This window comes from Rhodococcus sp. NPDC060086 (assembly GCF_042730275.1).
Lineage (GTDB): Bacteria > Actinomycetota > Actinomycetes > Mycobacteriales > Mycobacteriaceae > Rhodococcus.
Genome location: NZ_JBHWWZ010000007.1, coordinates 92,394 through 111,765 on the forward strand (window position 1 = coordinate 92,394; position 19,372 = coordinate 111,765).

Sequence of the window (19,372 nt, forward strand, 5' to 3'; positions counted from 1 at the left end):
TAGTGTTCCATCTCGGTTCGAGGGCCTATAGCTCAGGCGGTTAGAGCGCTTCGCTGATAACGAAGAGGTCGGAGGTTCAAGTCCTCCTAGGCCCACTCCCCGTGCCGAAAGGGCAGTCAGAATGAAGGTTCTCATCGTGGTGGGAACGGTCGTGCTGGCAGCCTTCGGAATCGCCCGGATGCTCCGGAGCGAGGATGAGTGGCACGCGGTACCCAGCCGGTAGTTCGGCATACGGGGCCTTAGCTCAGTTGGTAGAGCGCTGCCTTTGCAAGGCAGATGTCAGGAGTTCGAATCTCCTAGGCTCCACAGTTGAAGGGCGCTTCCGAGAAATCGGAAGCGCCCTTCACTCGTTTGTATCGAACCTTCCTCCGCTTCCCTGGGTTTCCGCAGGTTCAGAACCAACGGGAACCCAAGGGACGGGAGGAAAGTTTCCGATCAGGATCGCAGCAGCCGGGCGATGGCGTCGGTTGCTTCTTTGATCTTCGCGTCCGCTTCCGGACCACCGGCGACGGCGGCGTCGACGACGCAGTGACTGATGTGGTCTTCGAGCAGGCCCATCGCGACGGCCTGCAGGGCCTTGGTCATCGCCGAGACCTGCGTGAGGATGTCGATGCAGTACTTCTCTTCTTCGACCATCTTCTGAAGTCCGCGGGCCTGGCCCTCGATGCGCTTGAGTCGCTTGAGGTAGGCGTCCTTCTCGGTGATGTATCCGTGGCCTGCGTGCTCATGGCAGTCGGCCTCGGGGACCTCGGGTGGTGCGGCCGCGGGGGTGGGGGTGGCCATGGTGTCCTCCTGGCTGTCATGTGGCACTTCGTCGATTATGGCTCAGTGGAAACGTCGAAGTCGCAGGCTGTTGCTGACTACGAACACCGAGGAGAAGGCCATTGCGGCGCCCGCGATCATCGGGTTGAGCAGACCCATCGCCGCCAGCGGTAGTGCCGCGACGTTGTATGCGAAGGCCCAGAACAGGTTGCCCTTGATGGTGCCGAGGGTACGACGAGACAGACGGATCGCATCCGCTGCCGCCCGCAGATCACCGCGGACGAGAGTCAGATCGCCGGCCTCGATCGCGACGTCGGTGCCGGTGCCCATCGCGAGCCCGAGATCGGCCTGAGCGAGTGCTGCGGCGTCGTTGATCCCGTCGCCGACCATCGCGACGACCTTGCCCTGGTCCTGTAGGCGCTTGACGACCTCGACCTTCTCCGCAGGCAGAACTTCGGCGATCACCTCGTCGATTCCCACCTGCGCTGCGATGGCCGTCGCAGCAGCGGTGTTGTCGCCGGTGAGCATGATCGGTGTCAGGCCGAGTTCGCGCAGCTGGGCGATCGCCTCGGCTGAGGTGGGTTTGACGACGTCGGCGACCACCAGCACTGCCCGTGGAGCATCGTCCCAGCCGATCGCGACGGCGGTTCTGCCGTCGGCTTCAGCGGCTGCCATGGCGTCGTCGAGGTCGGTGGGCAGTGGCTGGGCGAAGTCGGCGAGCAGCCGCGTCCGTCCGACGAGTACCGCGTGGCCGTCCACAGTGCCCTGTACGCCGAGTCCGGTGATGTTGGTGAACTGTTCCACGCTCGGCAGGTTGCCCACCTTCTCGCGGGCGGCCCTGGCGATCGCCTGTGCGATGGGATGTTCGGAGGAGTCTTCCAGCGCTCCCGCCAGGCGCAGCACTTTGTCGGTGTCCTCGCCGTCGGCGACGATCACGTCGACCAGGGTCATCTTTCCGGCGGTGATGGTGCCCGTCTTGTCGAGGACGACGGTGTCGATGCGTCGGGTCGATTCGAGGACCTCGGGGCCCTTGATCAGGATGCCGAGCTGTGCACCGCGACCGGTGCCGACCATCAGGGCGGTCGGTGTCGCCAATCCGAGCGCACAGGGGCAGGCGATGATCAGCACGGCGACGGCTGCGGTGAATGCGGCGGAGACCGAACCGGTGGCGACGAGCCAGACCACGAGAGTAGCGATCGACAGGACGATCACGATCGGGACGAAGACACCGGAGATCCTGTCGGCCAGACGCTGGGCCTGGGCTTTACCTGTTTGAGCGTCCTCGACGAGCCGTGCCATCCGGGAGAGCTGCGTGTCGGATCCGACGCGGGTGGCGCGAACGACGATCCGTCCACCCACGTTGACGGTGGCGCCGACGACCTGGTCGTCCGGACCCACCTCGACCGGCACGGATTCGCCGGTGAGCATCGACGTATCCACGGCGGAGGAGCCATCGACGACGACGCCGTCGGTGGCGATCTTCTCGCCGGGCCGGACCACGAACTCGTCGCCGACGGCCAATTCCCCGATCGGGATCCGCTGTTCGACGCCGTCGCGGAGCGCCGAGACTTCCTTGGCGCCGACTTCGAGCAGTGCACGTAGCGCGGCTCCGGCGCGACGCTTGGAGCGTGCTTCGAAGTAGCGGCCGGCGAGGATGAAGGTGGTGACCCCGGCTGCCGCCTCGAGGTAGATGTTTCCTGCGCCGTCGGTGCGGGAGATGGTCAGTTCGAACGGATGTGTCATGCCGGTCATCCCGGCTGTGCCCCAGAACAAGGCGTAGACCGACCAGCCGAGCGCGGCGAGGGTGCCGACCGAGACGAGGGTGTCCATGGTGGCGGCGCCGTGTCGTGCGTTGGTGAAGGCGGCCTTGTGGAACGGCCAAGCGCCCCATACGACGACCGGAGCGGCGAGGGTGAGTGAGAGCCACTGCCAGTTCGGGAACTGCACTGCCGGGATCATGGCCATGGCGATCACCGGCACGCTCAGCACCAGTGAGATCAGCAGGCGCTGCCGCAGTGCCGCTGTCGGATCCGGTTCCGCGACGGGCTCGGAGTCGGTGGTAGCGGGCGGTGCGGGGAGAGACGCGGTGTAACCGGCCTGCTCGACGGTCGCGACGAGGTCGGTGGGTGATACCTCTCCGACGTAATCGACGCGCGCCTTCTCGGTGGCGTAGTTGACCGTGGCTGTGACTCCGTCGAGCTTGTTCAGTTTGCGCTCGATCCGATTGGCGCAGGACGCGCAGGTCATACCGCCGATCTCGAGTTCGATCCGGCCGGCGGCCTGGTCGATGCCGGTGTTCACCATGTCCTCCTCGCTGGTGGTCGCTGGCGCAGTCGGTCAGCCGGCGATCGTGTAGCCGGCTTCGTCGACTGCTGCTGCGATTGCTGAGGTGTCGATCACGGTGTTCGATTCGATGTCGACGCGTCCGCTTTCGAGGTCGACGTTCACTCCGGTGACGCCGGGGATCTCGCCGATTTCTTCACGGACAGAGGAAACGCAGTGTCCGCAGGTCATGCCGGTCACCGTGATGGTGGTGGTGCTCATGTGTTCCTCTTCTCGATCGGTGCAGGTAGACGTTCCATCGACCAATGTACCTATACCCCCCACGGGTATCAACTGTCGATGGGGTGGACCACTCGGTGGCCGCGTGGGATCTTGGGGACGAGAAACTTCGAAGAAATTCTGCCGACGATGTCGAGACCGGCCGAACAGCTCCGTCCCAGGTGTGGATGCGGCCATAGGGGTTGCGCAGAACCGAGGAGACCACGATGGCGAAGTACCTGTTGCTCAAGCATTACCGCGGCGCACCCGAATCCGTGAACAGCGTCCCCATGGATCAGTGGACCCCGCAAGAGGTGGACGACCACGTGAAGTACATGAACGATTTCGCGGCGAAACTCGAAAAGACCGGTGAATTCGTCGACGGCCAGGCCCTCGCACCCGAAGGCACGTTCGTCCGATACGACGGTGAGGGACGCCCGCCGGTCACCGACGGACCCTTCGCGGAGACGAAGGACCTCATCGCCGGATGGATGGTGATCGACGTCGACTCCTATGAGCGCGCCGTGACGCTTGCCGGTGAGTTGTCGGCAGCCCCGGGTGCCGGCGGCAAGCCGATCCACGAGTGGCTCGAACTGCGGCCGTTCCTCACCGCACCGCCGACGATCACCGAGTGACGTGGACGAACAGCTGCTCAGGGAGCTGACACCCGCAGCGATCGGCGTCCTCGTGCATCGCGGAGTCGACTTCGAGACCGCCGAGGATGCCGTGCAGGAAGCACTCATCGAGGCGGTCCGGGCATGGCCGGACCGCCCACCCGCGGACCCGAAGGGGTGGCTGGTCGCGGTGTCGTGGCGCAAGTTCGTCGACGTGTATCGCTCCGAGACGGCGCGTAGGGATCGCGAGCAGCGAGTCGTGATCGAGCCGCCACCCGGCCCGACCGAGACGGCCGACGACACGCTGCATCTGTTCCTGCTGTGCGCCCATCCGTCCCTGACCCCGACGTCGGCCGTGGCACTCATGCTGCGCGCCGTCGGGGGTCTGACGACCAGGCAGATCGCATCGGCCTACCTCGTGCCGGAGAAGACGATGGCACAGCGGATCAGCCGGGCGAAGAGAACCGTCGCTGGTGTGCGGTTCGAATCGACGGGCAATCTCGCAACGGTGCGACGTGTCCTCTACCTGGTGTTCAACGAGGGCTACACAGGCGAGGTCGACCTGGCTGCCGAAGCGATTCGGCTCACTCGGCAGCTGGCGGGCACGAACGTCGACGAGGAGACCGCCGGGCTGCTGGCGTTGATGCTGTTGCACCACGCTCGTCGATCCGCTCGTACGCGTGCGGACGGGAGCCTGGTCCCGCTGGCCGAGCAGGATCGCTCCCGCTGGGACATCTCGCTCATCACCGAGGGCGTCGAGATTCTGCAGGCCGCGTTGGCCCGAGACCGGCTCGGCGAGTTCCAGGCCCAGGCCGCCATCGCGGCCCTGCACGCCGACGCGCTGCGGGTCGACGAAACCGACTGGGTGCAGATCGTCGGTTGGTACGACGAGTTGCTTCGCCTCACCGGAAGCCCGGTCGTCGAACTCAACCGTGCCGTCGCGATCGGTGAGGCCGACGGTCCTGCGGCAGGGCTCGCGGCCTTGGCCGCAGTAGATCCCGATCTGCCGCGACACCGCGCAGCCTCGGCGTATCTCCACGAGAAGGCAGGTGATCTCGCGGATGCCGCGCGGATGTATGCCGAAGCGGCTCGGTCGGCTTCCAATCTGGCAGAACGTCACCATCTCATGAGGCAAGCGGCGAGAGTGAGTCGGCTGATACCCGGGCCGGGTGCATGTTTCACGTGAAACGACGGCCCTGTACGACGCTTCGTAGTACCAGACGTACCATTGGGTCATGTCCACCGAACGCACGCTCGTGGCGCATACGCGCGGGTGTTTCGTCGGGGGTACTTCCGGTGCAGTCAGTATCGCCGCTCATGCAGCGGGCGGGGGAGCAACGCCCGGTCAGGGTTCTGTTGCCCTTCTCCTCGCGGCGGCAGTTGCGGTCGGGGCGACGGCGGCGGGAACTCGCCTTTCCGCGATCGCAGTCCTCACGGTAGGCCAAATTCTCGGCCACATCGCACTCGTTCTCGAGTCCGGGCACATACACGTGCCGAGCCTCGCCATGGTCGCCGCGCACATTGCGGCAGTGGGCGTCGCGGCTGTGCTGATCATCGGCGCAGAGCGCGGCTGCAGCATCGCGCTGGCAGCACTGCATCGTCTCGTCCCACGCGGTTACACCGCGCCGCCCGTGCGTTCGCGCGTCACACCGTGGGTCGAGCACCGTCCGCGCACACGTCGTGTGCTTCTCCCCGCCGCCGGGCTCGGCACGCGAGGTCCACCGGCTCTCGCGGCCTGACCTCGACCTCGTTCACGAGCCCCTCCCGGGATCGCTGCTGTGCGGCGATCGGCGTGGCCGCATGCCCGGAAGACAGTATGGAGAAAAACCCGATGATCAAGACTTTCAGAACACCACTTCTACTCACCGCCGCCGTTCTCGTTGCGGGCTGCAGTACCGACAGCGACAACACGGTCACCGCAGACTCGCTCGTCGTCTCGTCCTCCTGGGCGAAGGCAGCCGACTCCGGCATGACCGCCGCGTTCGCGGAACTCGAGAACACCGGCGACGAAGACGTGCACATCGTGTCGGCAACGAGTCCCAGCGCGGGCAGCACCGAACTGCACGAGATGGTCGCGGTCGACGGCGGCGCCGTGATGATGCGGGAATCCGAATCCGGGTTCGTCGTCGAGGCCCGCAGTGTGCACAGCCTCGCACCCGGAGGCGACCACCTCATGCTCATGGATCTGACCGGACCGATCGTCCCCGGAGCCGACGTGAGCTTCACCCTCACCTTCGACGACGGTTCCACGAAGGACTTCACAGCCCAGGTGCGGGACTTCGCGGGTGCCCAGGAGGAATACGCGCCCGGGCACGGAGGTGGAGCCGGAGCCGATCACAGTGGCTGAGCTCAGTCGTCGTCGTCTGCTGGGTGGTGGCGCCGCGGTGCTGGGTGCGGTCGGTCTCGGTGCGGCGGGCGCGGGAGTCGCTGCTGCGACTCGGGAACCCGAGCGGATGGGAGCGAACACTGTCGACTGCCACGGTGTGCACCAGGCAGGGATCGATACCGCACCGCAGGCGTTTTCCTCGTTCGTCGCCCTCGACCTGAAACCGGATGTCGATCGTGTCGGGTTGATCGGGGTCATGAAGGTGTGGGCCGAGGACACACGTCGGCTCAGCCAGGGAATGCCGGCGCTGGGTGACACCGAACCCGAGCTGGCGGTGGATCCCGCGCGGCTCACCATCACCGTCGGCTACGGCAGCGCCGTGTTCGATACGGCAGATCTGGCCGCTGCACGACCGTCGTGGCTTCGGCCGCTACCGCTGTTCGACATCGACAGGCTCGAGGACCGTTGGTCGGGTGGCGACCTGTTGTTGCAGGTGTGTGGCGACGATCCGGTGACGGTGTCGCATGCGGTGCGCACGCTCACCAAGAGTGTGCGGTCGCGTGCGTCGGTGAGGTGGGTGCAACGAGGCTTCAGGCATGCCGTGGGCACCAGACCCGACGGGTTGACGATGCGCAACCTGATGGGCCAGGTCGACGGCACCGTCAATCCGCCACCGGCGACCCCGGACTTCGATCGTCAGGTATGGAATGTCGCTGAGCCGGCCTGGCTGACGGGTGGGACGTCACTCGTATTGCGTCGCATTCGCATGGAGCTCGACACGTGGGACGAGCTCGACCGTCCTGCCAAGGACCTCGTGATGGGTCGCAGGCAATCGGACGGTTCGCCTCTGACCGGCACCACCGAGCACGAGGATGCCGATTTCGAGGCGGTCGACGACCACGGGATCCCGGTGATTCCGCCGCAGTCGCACGTCGCTCGGGCTCGGCCGCGGAGCGCCGACGAACAGTTCCTCCGCCGCGCCTACAACTACGACGACGGCGACGGCTCAGGTCTGCTGTTCGCCGCGTATCAGGGTGACGTGGATCGGCAGTTCGTTCCCGTGCAGCAACGCCTTGCAGAGCACGACGCACTCAACATGTGGACCACCCCGGTCGGATCTGCCGTCTTCGTTATACCTCCTGGATATGGGTCCGATGGATATCCGGGGGATGTGCTCTTGGAGAACTGACCAAATGTGTGACGCCGGGCTCGGACGGGGTTAGCCTGATTGATGTGACCGGGGTAACACAGCAACGTCAGGGGTTTGCGTCGCTGAGGGAAGGTGGCCTCAACTGGGACGCCTTCCCTCTTCGGCTCTTCTCGAAGGGCAACGCCAAGTTCTGGGATCCTCACGACCTCGACTTCTCCCGCGACGCCGCGGATTGGGCAGACCTGAACTCCGAGCAACAGCGCAGCTCGACGTACCTCGTGGCGCAGTTCGTTGCCGGCGAGGAGGCGGTCACCCAGGACATCCAACCGTTCCTCCGGGCGATGGCGGCCGAAGGCAGGATCGGCGACGAGATGTATCTGACGCAGTTCTGCTTCGAGGAAGCCAAACACATGCAGGTGTTCCGGCTGTGGATGGACGAGGTGGGCCTCACGTCCGATCTGCATCCGTATGTGGCCGACAACCCCTACTACCGTCAGCTGTTCTACGAAGAACTACCGCACTGTCTGAAGGTGCTCGACTCCGATCCGTCACCCGCGAACCAGGTGCGGGCGAGCGTCACCTACAACCACGTGATCGAAGGAAGCCTCGCCCTCACCGGCTACTACGCCTGGCAGAAGGTGTGCACGACGCGGGGGATCCTGCCGGGCATGCAGGAACTGGTGCGGCGCATCGGCGACGACGAACGTCGTCACATGGCCTGGGGGACGTTCACGTGCCGGCGACACGTTGCGGCCGACGATTCGAACTGGAATGTCGTGCAGGAACGGATGAACGAGCTGCTTCCCATGGCACTGGGGATGATCGGGTGGGTCAACGACCAGTTCGACGAACAGCCCTACGGACTCGAGCCCGAGGAGTTCGTCGTCTATGCGGCCGATAGGGCGCAACGTCGCCTCGGGGCGATCGAATCCGCGCGTGGGCGGCCCGTTCAGGAGATCGACCTCGACTACACACCGGAGGTTCTCGAAGAGAAGTTCGGCGCCGAGGACGCGGCGGAACTCGCCTCGATCACCGGGACGGACACGGCCGAGTAGGCAGCGTCGAGTAATCAGCGTCGAATAGTCAGAGCATCAAGGCGAGCGCCAGAAGCACGAGGATCACTGCACCGATCCCGGCCAGCGCATACGTACGCGTCGACACCTTCGGATCGACGGGTGGCTCGGGGCCACTGGTGGTGCTCAGTGCTTTTTGATCCTCGCCCACCATTTCGGTTGCTGAGGAGCCTCCCGCCGACTCTCGGGCCGGAGGCGTGCCGGTGGTGGCAACAGCCACCGGTATGTCTGCCTCCGAGTCGGACTCGGCTTCGCGCATGCGCGCGAATCCTCCGGTGAGGACATCTGTCCGGTCGTACGACGGCGGCAGGCCGATGCGCGCCTTCTTTTCTCGTGCGGGTGTGAACCCGGTGGCAAGGATCGCGGCGCCGAGGGCAGCGGTCTGCTCGGGCCCCGGGCCGACGAGGCTCCGCACCATCAGTTTCGTCGAGAGGATGTTCGCGATCTCCTGAATGTGCGACCGATCGCGTGCGATGAGTCCGTCGCCCATGACTACGACGGCATCGAGGTTGTGGGGCATCCACCCGAACGCGCCGAGCGCTGTCGCGAGTTGCGCTGCCGGGGAGGGCGCGCCCTTGGCCGCGACACGGAAGGCCTTTCCCGCGGGAACACCGGAGCGAACCAGTGTGACCGTGGATCCGGCGTCGTCCACGTGATAGACGCCGATGAGAAGGCCCGGAGTTTCGGAGATTTCCGATGCGTACCACGTTGCGGCGCCCTGGGCATCGGAGACGAGGTCGACGTGTCTCAGTTCGGCGTAGTCGAGGGCGGCGCGTAGCACCGAGACTTTCGTCGGATCCCAATGCGACGGGTACGTGGCGGTGTAGCCGGGGTCGGTGTCCCTGTCCATGCCTCCGAAGGTCGGAAGCGGATGACATTCGTTGAGGAGGCAGTGAACCGCGGTCGCCATGGCATCCTCGGCGCGGTAGACACGGCCGTCGCTCGCAGCAATTCCTCCGGGGTCGCCGACGCGCGACAGGAAGCCGGAAAGAGTGCGTGCCTCGTCGATCGCTCGGGTCGAACCGCCGAGCTGGGAGTTGCCGTCGTGGTCGATGTGCAGGACGGTGTCGCGTGCGATGACAACGGGATCCGGGGTGCCGGGTTCGTTGGATGCCACCACAGCTGTGGAGACAATCCTGCCTATCCGAAGCCCTACCCCGATTGCCATTCGAACCCTCCCTGTAACGATTTGCTTACATCATGCCCCCTTGTACTTCCGGGAGGGCGTGGCACGCCGTATGGGCCACCGTAACCCGCGCATGCCCTGAATATCCGCTTTACACTCCAGCGATGACGCAGCAGGAGGGCGCATCGGAGCCCGGGTCGTTCAAGGAGATCGTCTATCGGCGCGCGGCCCATCCGGTCGGGCTCGCTGTCGCGCTGTTCTTCTTCGCCCAGTCGATGTCGCCGTCGCTGCTGCCGCGCGTGTGGTACCTGCAGGGCGTCGCGACCGGAATATCGATCGCTACCGGATACGGAATCGGATGCCTTGTCGCGTGGATTCTGCGCAGGTGCGGTGTGCGCCCACAGTGGACCGACGCGACTCGGCGTCGCGGGTGGTGGCTGCTGGCCGTCACCGCGCTGGTGGTGATCCCGACCTTCCTTGTCCTCGGGTCGTGGTGGCAGCAGGTCGTTCGGGAACTGGTCGGCCTCGAACGGCTCGAACGCCTTCTGTATCTGCCGGTTCTGCTCGTCTCACTGGTGGTGGCGCTCCTGCTGATCGCCGTGGCACGTCTCCTGAGGTTCGAGGTGGTGTGGCTGTCCGCGATCTCTGCACGATTCCTACCTGACAGTGTCGCGAAAGTTGCCGCGACCATCGTCGTCGCACTGGTGCTCGTGGTGGTGTTCGATCGCGGTGTGTATCGGGGAATCCTTTCGGTCGCGGAGACGTCTGCCGCCGCATCGGATCACGGGACGGCAGAAGGGGTGAGCCGGCCGACGGCACCCGAGCGGTCCGGCTCACCCGACTCGCTCGAAGCGTGGGACACGCTGGGACGTGAAGGCCGCACCTTCGTTTCCGGTGGTCCGACCACCGATGAGATCACCGCTGCCACCGGAGAATCCGCGTTGACGCCGATTCGTGCGTATGTGGGCAAGGAGTCGGTCGGCACCGTCGAGGAAGGCGCAGAGAAGGTGGTCGCGGAGCTGGACCGGACAGGGGCGTTCGATCGGGCGGTGCTGGCGGTGGTGACCACGACCGGACGCGGTTGGGTCAACGAGAATGTCGCAGGTGCATTGGAATTCGTGAGTGGTGGTGATTCCGCGATTGCGGCGATGCAGTATTCGTTCCTGCCGAGTCCATTGGCCTTCCTGGCCGATCGCGAAACCCCCCAGGATGCCGGGCGCGCGTTGTTCGACGCGGTGTACACGAGGTGGGAGGAACTTCCCGAGGACACACGACCGAAACTCGTGGTTTTCGGAGAGAGTCTCGGATCATACGGTGGTCAAGCGGCTTTCGCGTCCGGCGAAGCGCTCGTTGCCATGACCGACGGTGCATTGCTCGTGGGCACACCGAATTTCGCGGAGCCGTGGGGGAGGATCACCGAGGGTCGCGACGAGGGTTCCCTCGAGCGTCTGCCGATCGTCGACGGCGGGCGGAACATCCGGTTCGCGTCCGTACCGGAGGATGCCGATCTTCCGGGCGAGTGGGAGTTTCCACGTGTGGTGTTCTGGCAGCATGCGAGCGACCCGATCACGTGGTGGTCGTTCGATCTGATTCTGCACGAGCCCGATTGGTTGCGTGAGCCGCTCGGCCCCGACGTGGACCCGGGGATGCGCTGGATACCGTTCGTGACGTTCTGGCAGGTGACCTTGGACATGGTCTTTTCTGCGGACGTACCCGACGGGCACGGTCATTCGTACGGGGTGGACGCGGCCGATCTGTGGGCAGAAATTCTCGTTCCGCAGGGATGGGGCAGTGACGACACCATACGGGTGCAGAATGCGCTCTCCGGCAGGTCACAGAACTCGGAGCTTGAACCTACTGCCGAGTAGATACGTGTTACATTGCGTACTGCCGTGATGGGCGGCACACTTTTTTGACAAAACGGAGGAATCGATGGCGGGTCGTACTGTGCGATGGGGGGTGTCAGCGGGACTCGTTTCTGCGGCGATGTTGGCAGGTCTGCTGGTCGGCCCGGCGACTGCGAATGCAGAAGGAGACTTCTACCAGCCTCCGGAGGTACTGACCGGAGCACCGGGCGACCTCATTCGTACCGAGTCTTCCGATCTCGCGATCCGCGTGCCCACGCCCGACGGCGTATTCCCCGCTCAGGGAACACGGCTGCTCTACCGCAGTAACGACGCCAACGGCGACGCGAACGCAGTGAGCGGAACCTACCTCGAACCTTCCATGGCGTGGAACGGGCCGGGTGAGCGACCGCTGATCGCGCTGGCACCCGGAACACAGGGCCAGGGCGACCAGTGCGCACCGTCCAAGGCTCTCAACCACGTGGTGCAGTACACGCCGCCACTCGATCTCTTCACCGAATACGAACTGATCTCGATCAACGCGATGCTGCTGCAGGGCATCGCCGTGGTGATCACCGACTACGACGGTCTGGGCACACCCGGGCACCACACGTACGTCAACCGCGCGGCCGAAGCCCACGCGGTGCTCGATTCCGTCCGCGCCGCCCAGAATCTGCCCGAGGCCTCCATCTCGGAAGACGGCCCGGTGGGACTCTTCGGCTACTCGCAGGGTGGTGGCGCTGTATCGGCTGCGGCCGAGCTGGCACCCAGCTACGCCCCCGAACTCGATCTGAAGGGTGCATACGCTGGTGCTCCGCCGGCAGACCTGGTCGCGACGCTCGATCAGATCGACGGCACCGCCCTCACGGGCGCCATCGGTTACACCACCAACGGTCTGGTGGAGGCCTACCCGAAGCTGGCGGACGTCATCGACGCCGAGATCAACGATCGTGGTCGCGAGATGCTCGCGGCGGTAGCGAATCAGTGCTTGCCCGAGACCCTGTTCCGTTTCGGTTTCCAGCAAACCAGCGACTACACGCGCACGGGCGAACCGCTCGGCGTGGTGATCGGGCGGATCCCGGAGGTCCAGGAGGCCATCGCAGAACAGCGAATCGGCTTGCGGGCGCCCCAGATTCCGGTCCTGGTGCAGCACGGCACTCAGGACGACACCGTGCCGTACGGCCAGGGTCGGCAGATGGCGTTGGATTGGTGCGCCCAGGGCGCTACGGTGCAGTTCTCCCCGAACAACACTCCGCCGATCCTTCCCGGATTCATCGTCAACCATGCGCTGCCCATGCTCGGTGGAATGCCCGAGGCCGTGGCGTACATGAATGATCGCTTCGCAGACAATCCCGCACCGTCGAACTGCGGGGCATTCTGATCCACCGATGACGTGATGTGATGCGGCCCGCGCTCCTCGAGCGCGGGCCGTTTCGTCGCCGTTTCAGGTCGGATTCGGCGACACACTGTAGCGCCGCGCGAGGTTCTCGTACGCCGATGCTCCCGGAGCCCATTCGGAGATCCACGGACCGGTACCTTCACTTTGATCGAGCACCCCGTTCTCGAGCCACGTGTAGCGACCCTCGAGCACACCGTGGGTGAGCGCGACGTCGGCGTCGTCGGTGTTGGTCCACAACCCGTCGAAGAGTGCCTCGACACGAATGCGCGCCTGGTCGCAGAACGTATCGGCCAGCACGAAGGCATCGTCGGCGCCGGGATGCCCGTCGGCGCGTTGCCGCTCGGCACGGACGCAGCACGCCGCCATCGCGAACAGTTCGGCACCGATGTCGACTATGCGTCCCAAGAAGTTCTGTCGCTTCTCGAGCCCGGCCTGCCAGCGCGCCATCCCGTAGAACGTCGACCGTGCGAGCTTCCGAGAGGAGCGTTCCACGTACCTGAGATGGGCAGCCACAGCACCGAATTCGGCGTAGGACTTCGGGAGCTGCCCCTTGCCGGTCACCAGCTTGGGGAGCCATTTGGCGTAGAAACCACTCGCCTTCGCTGCGGCCCTCGCCTTCGCCTCGACGGAAGCCTTGGGATCGGCGAGATCGCCCGCGGCCTTCAAGTGTGCGTCGACCGCCTCTCGCGCGACGAGCAGCCGCATGATCTCGCTCGACCCTTCGAAGATCCTGTTGATACGCAGATCACGCACCAATTGCTCTGTCGGAACGGCACGTTCGCCGCGCGCCGCAAGCGACTGCGCGGTCTCGTATCCGCGACCACCGCGGATCTGTACGAGCTCGTCGGCGATGATGCACGCCATTTCGCTGGACCACAATTTCGCGAGCGCGGCCTCGATGCGGATGTCGTTGCGTTTCTCGTCGCACATCTGTCCGGAGAGCTCCACGACGGACTCGAGCGCGTAGGTCGTGGCGGCGATGAACGAGATCTTCGAGGCGACCGCAGCGTGTTCTCCGACGGGCCTGCCCCATTGGACTCGCGCCGCCGACCACTCCCGCGCGATCTTCAGCGACCATTTGCCCGCGCCGGAGCACATGGCGGGAATGGCGAGGCGCCCGGCGTTGAGGGTGGTCAGCGCGATCTTGAGGCCGTCGCCTTCGCGCCCGATGAGGTTTCGCGCGGGGACCCGCACCTTGTGCATGCGTGTGACGCCGTTCTCGATGCCTTTCAATCCCATGAACGTGTTGCGGTGCTCCACTGTGATGCCCGGAGAATCTGCTTCGACGACGAACGCCGAGATCCCGCCCCGATGTGCCTTGTCACTGTGGCCGTCGATGCGGGGAACGCGTGCCATCACGACGAGCAGTTCGGCGACGACCCCGTTGGTGGTCCACAGTTTGACCCCGTCGAGCTCGTACGCGTCGCCGTCGTCGATCGGGGTTGCCGTCGATGCGAGTCGTGCGGGGTCGGAGCCGACGTCGGGTTCGGTGAGCAGGAACGCCGAGATGGCGCCCTTTGCGCATCGGGGGAGGTACTCGCGCTTCTGTTCGTCGGTCCCTGCGAGCATGAGCGGTTCGGGTACACCGATCGACTGATGGGCCGACAGCAGGGCGCCGATGCTCGGGTGCACGCTCGCCACCAGTGTCAATGCGCGGTTGTATGCCACCTGGGAGAGCCCGAGTCCGCCGTATTCGGGCTTGATCTTCATGCCGAAGCACCCGAGGGCGGCGAGTCCGGCGACGTACTCGGAGGGGATCGCCGCGTCGCGTTCGATGACGCTGCCGTCCATGGTTCGGCACAGGTTCCGAAGCTTCGTCAAGAACTCTTCGGTGCGCGCGTCCTCATCGGGGGTGGGACGTGGGAACGGGTGGACGAGATCGAGGGTGAGCCGGCCGAGGAACAACTCTTTCGCGAACGAGGGTTTGTCCCAGTCGGCTTCGCGTGATTCTTCGGCGACTGCGCGTGCTTGTTCTTCGGTGACGTGTGCGGATCCGGTCATGATGCGCCTCCATCAGAGAGTGTCTACCCGCGAGTATCCGCTCTTCTGTGGTACTGGACACACCATTCGATGGATTCGATACCGACCGGTAACCCCGGCCGACCCGAACGCCGGGGGACAGCCGAGGTCCTCGCGATCGGCGACTCAGGCGCCTGCGGGCTCGTCGTCGCTGGGCACCGCCTGCACGCGGGGCGGCTCGGCTGCTACCGGTGGGAACGACGGGCGGCGGGTGCGGTAGAACACGACACCACCGAGGACGACGGCGCCGAGAACGCTGGTGATGATCAGAGCTTTCCGTCCGCCACGCGACTTCGGGACGCTCTTCTGCACAGCGGCCTTCTCGGCCCGAGCCTTCTCCGTGGCGGCCTTGATCAGCGGCGATACCTCTTCGCGCGCGCGCCGCGCGTGAGCGGCGAGTTCCTTGGATGCGTCGACACTCTTGCGAGCGACGACGAGGCCGGCTGCCGCAGAGCCCTGAGCCAGTGCCACAGCACCGTCACCCGCGACACGGAGCGCACCACCGAGGTTGGTGGTGTCGTCGATCGGACGTACGAGGTTGCGGACGGACTCAGGAAGGGCGCTTTTAGAAACGGACTCGCTCACACTCGTCATGGCTCCACATTGCCACACCGGCTCATCCTCCCGGGAGAAGCGCGGGACGCGCATCACAGTGGGAAGGAGTGCCGCGCCGAACAACACAAGGATGGCAACATGGGGGTGTGACTTCACCCAAGCAGACAGCAACCGCCACGCTCCACACCAACCGTGGAGACATCGTCATCTCCCTGTTCGGTAACCATGCGCCCAAGACGGTCGAGAACTTCGTCGGCCTCGCCGACGGCTCGAAGGAGTACAAGACCCAGAACGCGAAGGGCGAGGCCACCGGCCCGTTCTACGACGGCGCGATCTTCCACCGCATCATCGACGGCTTCATGATCCAGGGCGGCGACCCGACCGGAACCGGTCGCGGTGGCCCGGGCTACCAGTTCGGCGACGAGTTCCATCCGGAACTGCAGTTCGACGGTCCGTATCTCCTCGCGATGGCGAACGCAGGCCCGGGTACCAACGGCTCGCAGTTCTTCATCACGCTCGGCGCGACCCCGCACTTGAACCGTCGCCACACCATCTTCGGTGAGGTCGTCGATGCGGAGTCGAAGAAGGTGGTCGACGCTATCGGCGGCACCGCAACCGATCGCGGCGACCGCCCGACCGACGACATCGTGATCAACAGCATCACCATCGCCTGAGCCAGAAATACCGTCTGAACAGTCTGAGAGAAAACACATGACGAACCCCGGCTGGGGCGAGGCGGCCGAGGGGGGCGGCCCCGCGTCCCAGCCGCGGTGCGTCCGCCACCCCGACCGCCCCACACTGCTCGCGTGCACGCGGTGCGGTCGGCCTTTCTGCCCCGACTGCCTGCGTCCCGCATCGGTGGGGCATCAGTGCGTCGAGTGTGTCGCGACTGCGCAACGCTCCGCACCGCAGGCCCGTACTGTCGCCGGTGCGCCGGTGCGCCCCGACCGGTCGACTCCGCTGGTCACCTACATCCTCATCGCGCTCAACGTCGCGATCTTCGGGATCACTGCCGCGCAGTCCGGCAGCGTGATGAACAACGAGCAGTCGTCACGGCTGTTCCTCGACTGGGCGCTGTGGCCGCCCATGATCGCTGCCGACGGCGACTACATCCGTGTTCTCGGCAGCGGCTTCCTGCACTACGGCCTGATACACCTCGCGGTCAACATGTTCGCGCTGTGGATCATCGGCCGCGATACCGAGTTGGTGCTAGGCCGGGCCCGCTATCTCGCGGTGTATGCGGTGTCGATCGTCGGCGGTTCCGCCGCCGTGATGTTCCTGCAGCCCGATGCGGTCACCGTCGGGGCGTCGGGCGCCGTCTTCGGTCTGCTCGGCGCGCAGGCCGTCATCCTGCTGCGGTTGCGTCGTAGCCCCGCGCCCGTCCTCGCCGTGGTCGCGCTCAACGTCTTCATCAGCATCACGATCCCCGGCATCTCCCTGTGGGGGCACCTCGGCGGGCTGGTCGCGGGTGCCGCATCGACGGCCGCCCTGCTCTACGCGCCGCAGTATCTCGGCGCAGGCACCGACCGGAACAAGATCGTCCGCACGGGATGGATCGCGCTCGGCGCAACGGCGGTGGTGTGGCTCGTGCTGGTGGTGCTCGCCGTGCTACGCCTGCGCTCTCAGTTGGGTGTGTGATCGGGCGCCAGACCATGCACCGCAAGTGCGTCGTACACGTCGCGCGGATCGGTGCCGAGATCCCAGCGACCGAAGATCATCAGTCGTTCGTCGCCGGTATCCGGATCGATCGTGTCGATTTCGAGCATCGAGACCCGCCGCCCGAGGCGCGGGTATTGGACGATGCGCACCCGGTGCAACTGTGTGCGCGGGTATTCGCGGCGACCGGTGAGCCGGGTGGTCGCGATTCCGGATGCCGATCCGTCGGTGTCGCCGAGTACTGCGAGGCGAGGGCGTTGACGGGAAGCCGACAACGCCATCGAAAGAACGAGTAGCGCAGCGAATCCGATCAGGACCCGGCCCACCGCGTCGGGAACCGCGAACACCGCGGCCACCGCAAGGACGACTCCGCCGACCGCGAGAGCCGCGATCGCGGCGGGCGGCGTCGCCCATTCGAGTGAAGATCGCTCGGTCATGCCGCTACTTCCGCACAGTTGTGCACAGGTTTTTCCACAGGTGGGGATGAATCACACGTGTGTAATCCGCTGCGCAGGAGTCCGTCACCGCCACTTCATCGTCATGATCAGACCCGCAACCATGAAGCCGAATCCGATGAGGAAGTTGTACGCACCGAGGCTGTCCATGAAGGGAATCTGCTCTGCGGCGAGGTAGTACACGATCAGCCACAGCAAGCCGAAGATCATCAGACCGAGCATCACGGCGACGAAGATGCTGCCCGATGGCGCAGCCTTCACCTTCACCGGTGTTCGGCTGACCGACCTTTCGACCGCGTCGTCCTTCTTCTTCCTGACCTTCGACTTGGGCATGGTGTCCTCGCTGGTACGACTCCGCCTCCTGCAGGCCGGCAGAGTAGGTTGGGCATCTACCTGTGCTGTACACGCTAACGCAGTGGCCGAAATGGAGGTTCGACGTGTCGAACGGTCGGCTGCGCGCTCTGGTCTGGGGCTCTGCGACCCTCGTCGTGTGCTTGGTGGCGGGGCTGCTGCTCGGCACCACCCGCGGGGTCTCCGACGGCACCGAACTACGCGCGAGTGATTCACAGCGCCTGTCCGACCTCGTACGCGTGGCGCAGACCGAAGCCGACGACCTCGCCGCCACCCGCGACACGCTGGCCACGCAGGTCGCGCAGATTCAGAGTGGTGCCGCCACCGGCGACGACGAGGTCGCCGCCGTGCTCGAGCAGCTCGCTGCGCTCGAAGATCCGGCGGGCCTGACCGAACGACAGGGTGCAGGCGTCACCGTCACGTTGACCGATGCACCGCGCAACGCCGACGGCCGGTATCCGGCCGACGCCTCGCCCGACGACCTCGTTGTGCACCAGCAGGATGTACAGAGCGTGCTCAACGCGATGTGGGCGGGTGGCGCCGAAGCCATCTCGATGCAGGATCAGCGGATCGTCGCGACGTCGGCACCCCGCTGTATCGGCAACACCCTGCTACTGCACGGCCGCACCTATTCGCCGCCGTACGTCATCACGGCGCTGGGGGATCCAGCGAAGATCACGACGTCACTCGATGCCGAACCCGGAGTGCGTATCTACAAGCAGTACTCCACGCGCTACGGCCTGGGATTCACGCAGCGCGCCGGCTCCGAGCTCACCGTCCCCGCCTACACCGGCGGAGCCTCGTCGCGATAACTCGGTGAGTACTCTTCTCACCATGCGCATTCTCGTCGTCGACAACTACGACAGCTTCGTGTTCAACCTCGTGCAGTACCTCGGTCAGCTCGGGACCCGGGCAGAAGTGTGGCGCAACGACGACGAGAGGCTGACCGCGCCCGGCGCACTCGAAGCGGTGGTCGTCGAGTTCGACGGCATCCTGCTCAGCCCCGGCCCCGGCACCCCCGAACGCGCTGGTGTCAGCATCGATCTCGTCAAGGCCTGCGCCGCCGCACGCACACCGTTGCTCGGCGTGTGTCTCGGCCACCAGTCGATCGGTGTCGCCTTCGGTGGAACCGTCGATCGTGCACCGGAACTCCGGCACGGCAAGACCAGCCTTGTGCACCACGACGGCACCGGAGTCCTTGCCGGTCTGCCGGATCCGTTCACCGCGACCCGATACCACTCACTGACCGTGCTCCCTGAAACGATGCCCGACGAACTCGTCGCCACCGGACAGACGGACAGCGGTGTGATCATGGCGCTGCGACACACGGAACTGCCCATCCACGGTGTGCAGTTCCATCCCGAATCGGTACTCACCCAGGGCGGTCATCGCATGCTGGCGAACTGGCTCGCGGTGTGCGGCCGGGCGCCGGAGGAAGCGCTCGTCGCGCAGCTCGAGAGCGACATGGCCCGGGCGCTCGACGGCGGCGCCGCCTGACCTC

At 65.5% G+C, this 19,372-nt stretch carries 20 protein-coding genes and 2 tRNA genes; 14 read left to right on the plus strand and 8 right to left on the minus strand.

The genetic code is table 11. The features are described 5' to 3' along the window. Positions 1–21: 21 nt before the first annotated feature. Positions 22–95: transfer RNA gene (locus ACFWB0_RS06735), tRNA-Ile, on the plus strand. A gap of 138 nt (positions 96–233) precedes the next feature. After that, positions 234–306, plus strand: a tRNA-Ala gene (locus ACFWB0_RS06740). 129 nt (positions 307–435) lie between these two features. On the opposite strand, the gene ACFWB0_RS06745 is transcribed toward ACFWB0_RS06740, so the two are convergent. Genes ACFWB0_RS06745 through ACFWB0_RS06755 form a run of 3 tightly spaced genes read right to left on the minus strand, consistent with a single transcriptional unit; the run spans position 436 to position 3,306 of the window. After that, the gene (locus tag ACFWB0_RS06745) at positions 436–783 is read right to left on the minus strand and encodes a metal-sensitive transcriptional regulator (RefSeq protein WP_378489664.1); all 348 of its coding nucleotides are present in this window, start codon (positions 781–783) and stop codon (positions 436–438) included. A gap of 42 nt (positions 784–825) precedes the next feature. Beyond that, positions 826–3,066, minus strand: a complete 2,241-nt coding sequence (locus ACFWB0_RS06750; protein ID WP_378489665.1) for a heavy metal translocating P-type ATPase — start codon at positions 3,064–3,066, stop codon at positions 826–828. A gap of 33 nt (positions 3,067–3,099) precedes the next feature. Continuing rightward, on the minus strand, positions 3,100–3,306 hold the full coding sequence (locus ACFWB0_RS06755; protein WP_378489666.1) for a heavy-metal-associated domain-containing protein: 207 nt from the start codon (positions 3,304–3,306) through the stop codon (positions 3,100–3,102). Between the two features lie 224 nt (positions 3,307–3,530). On the opposite strand from ACFWB0_RS06755, the gene ACFWB0_RS06760 reads away from it, so the two are divergent. The 6 genes from ACFWB0_RS06760 to ACFWB0_RS06785 all read left to right on the plus strand — a co-directional run bounded on the left by ACFWB0_RS06760 (position 3,531) and on the right by ACFWB0_RS06785 (position 8,448). Beyond that, entirely contained in the window at positions 3,531–3,938 is a 408-nt protein-coding gene (locus ACFWB0_RS06760; protein ID WP_378489667.1) for a YciI family protein, read from the plus strand. Position 3,939: 1 nt separating this feature from the next. Next, positions 3,940–5,103: an RNA polymerase sigma factor gene (locus ACFWB0_RS06765; protein WP_378489668.1), complete on the plus strand. Its 1,164-nt coding sequence runs from the start codon at positions 3,940–3,942 to the stop codon at positions 5,101–5,103. Positions 5,104–5,152: 49 nt separating this feature from the next. After that, on the plus strand, positions 5,153–5,656 hold the full coding sequence (locus ACFWB0_RS06770; protein WP_378489669.1) for a hypothetical protein: 504 nt from the start codon (positions 5,153–5,155) through the stop codon (positions 5,654–5,656). A 92-nt stretch (positions 5,657–5,748) separates the two neighbouring features. Further along, positions 5,749–6,264, plus strand: coding sequence for a copper chaperone PCu(A)C (locus tag ACFWB0_RS06775; RefSeq protein WP_378489670.1), 516 nt, complete (start codon positions 5,749–5,751; stop codon positions 6,262–6,264). Continuing rightward, a complete protein-coding gene (locus ACFWB0_RS06780) occupies positions 6,257–7,432 on the plus strand; it encodes a Dyp-type peroxidase (RefSeq protein ID WP_378489671.1) in 1,176 nt (391 codons plus the stop codon). The genes ACFWB0_RS06775 and ACFWB0_RS06780 overlap by 8 nt, the downstream gene beginning before the upstream one ends. 44 nt (positions 7,433–7,476) lie before the next feature. Then, positions 7,477–8,448, plus strand: a complete 972-nt coding sequence (locus ACFWB0_RS06785; RefSeq protein ID WP_378489672.1) for a R2-like ligand-binding oxidase — start codon at positions 7,477–7,479, stop codon at positions 8,446–8,448. 28 nt (positions 8,449–8,476) lie between these two features. Here ACFWB0_RS06785 and ACFWB0_RS06790 read toward each other — a convergent pair whose 3' ends face one another. Beyond that, a complete protein-coding gene (locus ACFWB0_RS06790) occupies positions 8,477–9,634 on the minus strand; it encodes a hypothetical protein (protein WP_378489673.1) in 1,158 nt (385 codons plus the stop codon). A 122-nt stretch (positions 9,635–9,756) separates the two neighbouring features. Here ACFWB0_RS06790 and ACFWB0_RS06795 point away from each other — a divergent pair, with 122 nt between their 5' ends. Together ACFWB0_RS06795 and ACFWB0_RS06800 are read left to right on the plus strand one after the other, a co-directional pair. After that, on the plus strand, positions 9,757–11,460 hold the full coding sequence (locus ACFWB0_RS06795; RefSeq protein ID WP_378489674.1) for an alpha/beta hydrolase: 1,704 nt from the start codon (positions 9,757–9,759) through the stop codon (positions 11,458–11,460). Between the two features lie 64 nt (positions 11,461–11,524). Next, positions 11,525–12,817: a lipase family protein gene (locus tag ACFWB0_RS06800; protein ID WP_378489675.1), complete on the plus strand. Its 1,293-nt coding sequence runs from the start codon at positions 11,525–11,527 to the stop codon at positions 12,815–12,817. A 63-nt stretch (positions 12,818–12,880) separates the two neighbouring features. On the opposite strand, the gene ACFWB0_RS06805 is transcribed toward ACFWB0_RS06800, so the two are convergent. Beyond that, the gene (locus ACFWB0_RS06805) at positions 12,881–14,836 is read right to left on the minus strand and encodes an acyl-CoA dehydrogenase family protein (RefSeq protein ID WP_378489676.1); all 1,956 of its coding nucleotides are present in this window, start codon (positions 14,834–14,836) and stop codon (positions 12,881–12,883) included. 144 nt (positions 14,837–14,980) lie between these two features. After that, complete coding sequence (locus tag ACFWB0_RS06810; protein ID WP_378489677.1) at positions 14,981–15,448, minus strand: hypothetical protein; 468 nt, start codon at positions 15,446–15,448, stop codon at positions 14,981–14,983. 107 nt (positions 15,449–15,555) lie between these two features. On the opposite strand from ACFWB0_RS06810, the gene ACFWB0_RS06815 reads away from it, so the two are divergent. Both ACFWB0_RS06815 and ACFWB0_RS06820 read left to right on the plus strand, forming a co-directional pair. Continuing rightward, positions 15,556–16,083, plus strand: a complete 528-nt coding sequence (locus ACFWB0_RS06815) for a peptidylprolyl isomerase (protein WP_378489678.1) — start codon at positions 15,556–15,558, stop codon at positions 16,081–16,083. Between the two features lie 37 nt (positions 16,084–16,120). Further along, positions 16,121–17,047 carry a rhomboid family intramembrane serine protease gene (locus ACFWB0_RS06820; RefSeq protein WP_378489679.1) on the plus strand — a complete coding sequence of 309 codons (927 nt, stop codon included), beginning with the start codon at positions 16,121–16,123 and terminating at the stop codon, positions 17,045–17,047. Here ACFWB0_RS06820 and ACFWB0_RS06825 read toward each other — a convergent pair. Both ACFWB0_RS06825 and crgA read right to left on the minus strand, forming a co-directional pair. Then, on the minus strand, positions 17,032–17,502 hold the full coding sequence (locus ACFWB0_RS06825) for a PH domain-containing protein (protein ID WP_378489680.1): 471 nt from the start codon (positions 17,500–17,502) through the stop codon (positions 17,032–17,034). The genes ACFWB0_RS06820 and ACFWB0_RS06825 overlap by 16 nt on opposite strands. Before the next feature lie 84 nt (positions 17,503–17,586). Next, on the minus strand, positions 17,587–17,853 hold the full coding sequence (crgA, locus tag ACFWB0_RS06830) for a cell division protein CrgA (protein WP_378489681.1): 267 nt from the start codon (positions 17,851–17,853) through the stop codon (positions 17,587–17,589). A 104-nt stretch (positions 17,854–17,957) separates the two neighbouring features. Between crgA and ACFWB0_RS06835 the strand changes: the two genes are divergently transcribed. Next, positions 17,958–18,683, plus strand: coding sequence for a DUF881 domain-containing protein (locus ACFWB0_RS06835; RefSeq protein WP_378489682.1), 726 nt, complete (start codon positions 17,958–17,960; stop codon positions 18,681–18,683). Positions 18,684–18,705: 22 nt separating this feature from the next. Then, positions 18,706–19,368 (plus strand): aminodeoxychorismate/anthranilate synthase component II, encoded by a 663-nt coding sequence (locus tag ACFWB0_RS06840; protein WP_378489727.1) that lies wholly within the window; start codon positions 18,706–18,708, stop codon positions 19,366–19,368. Positions 19,369–19,372: the final 4 nt, after the last annotated feature.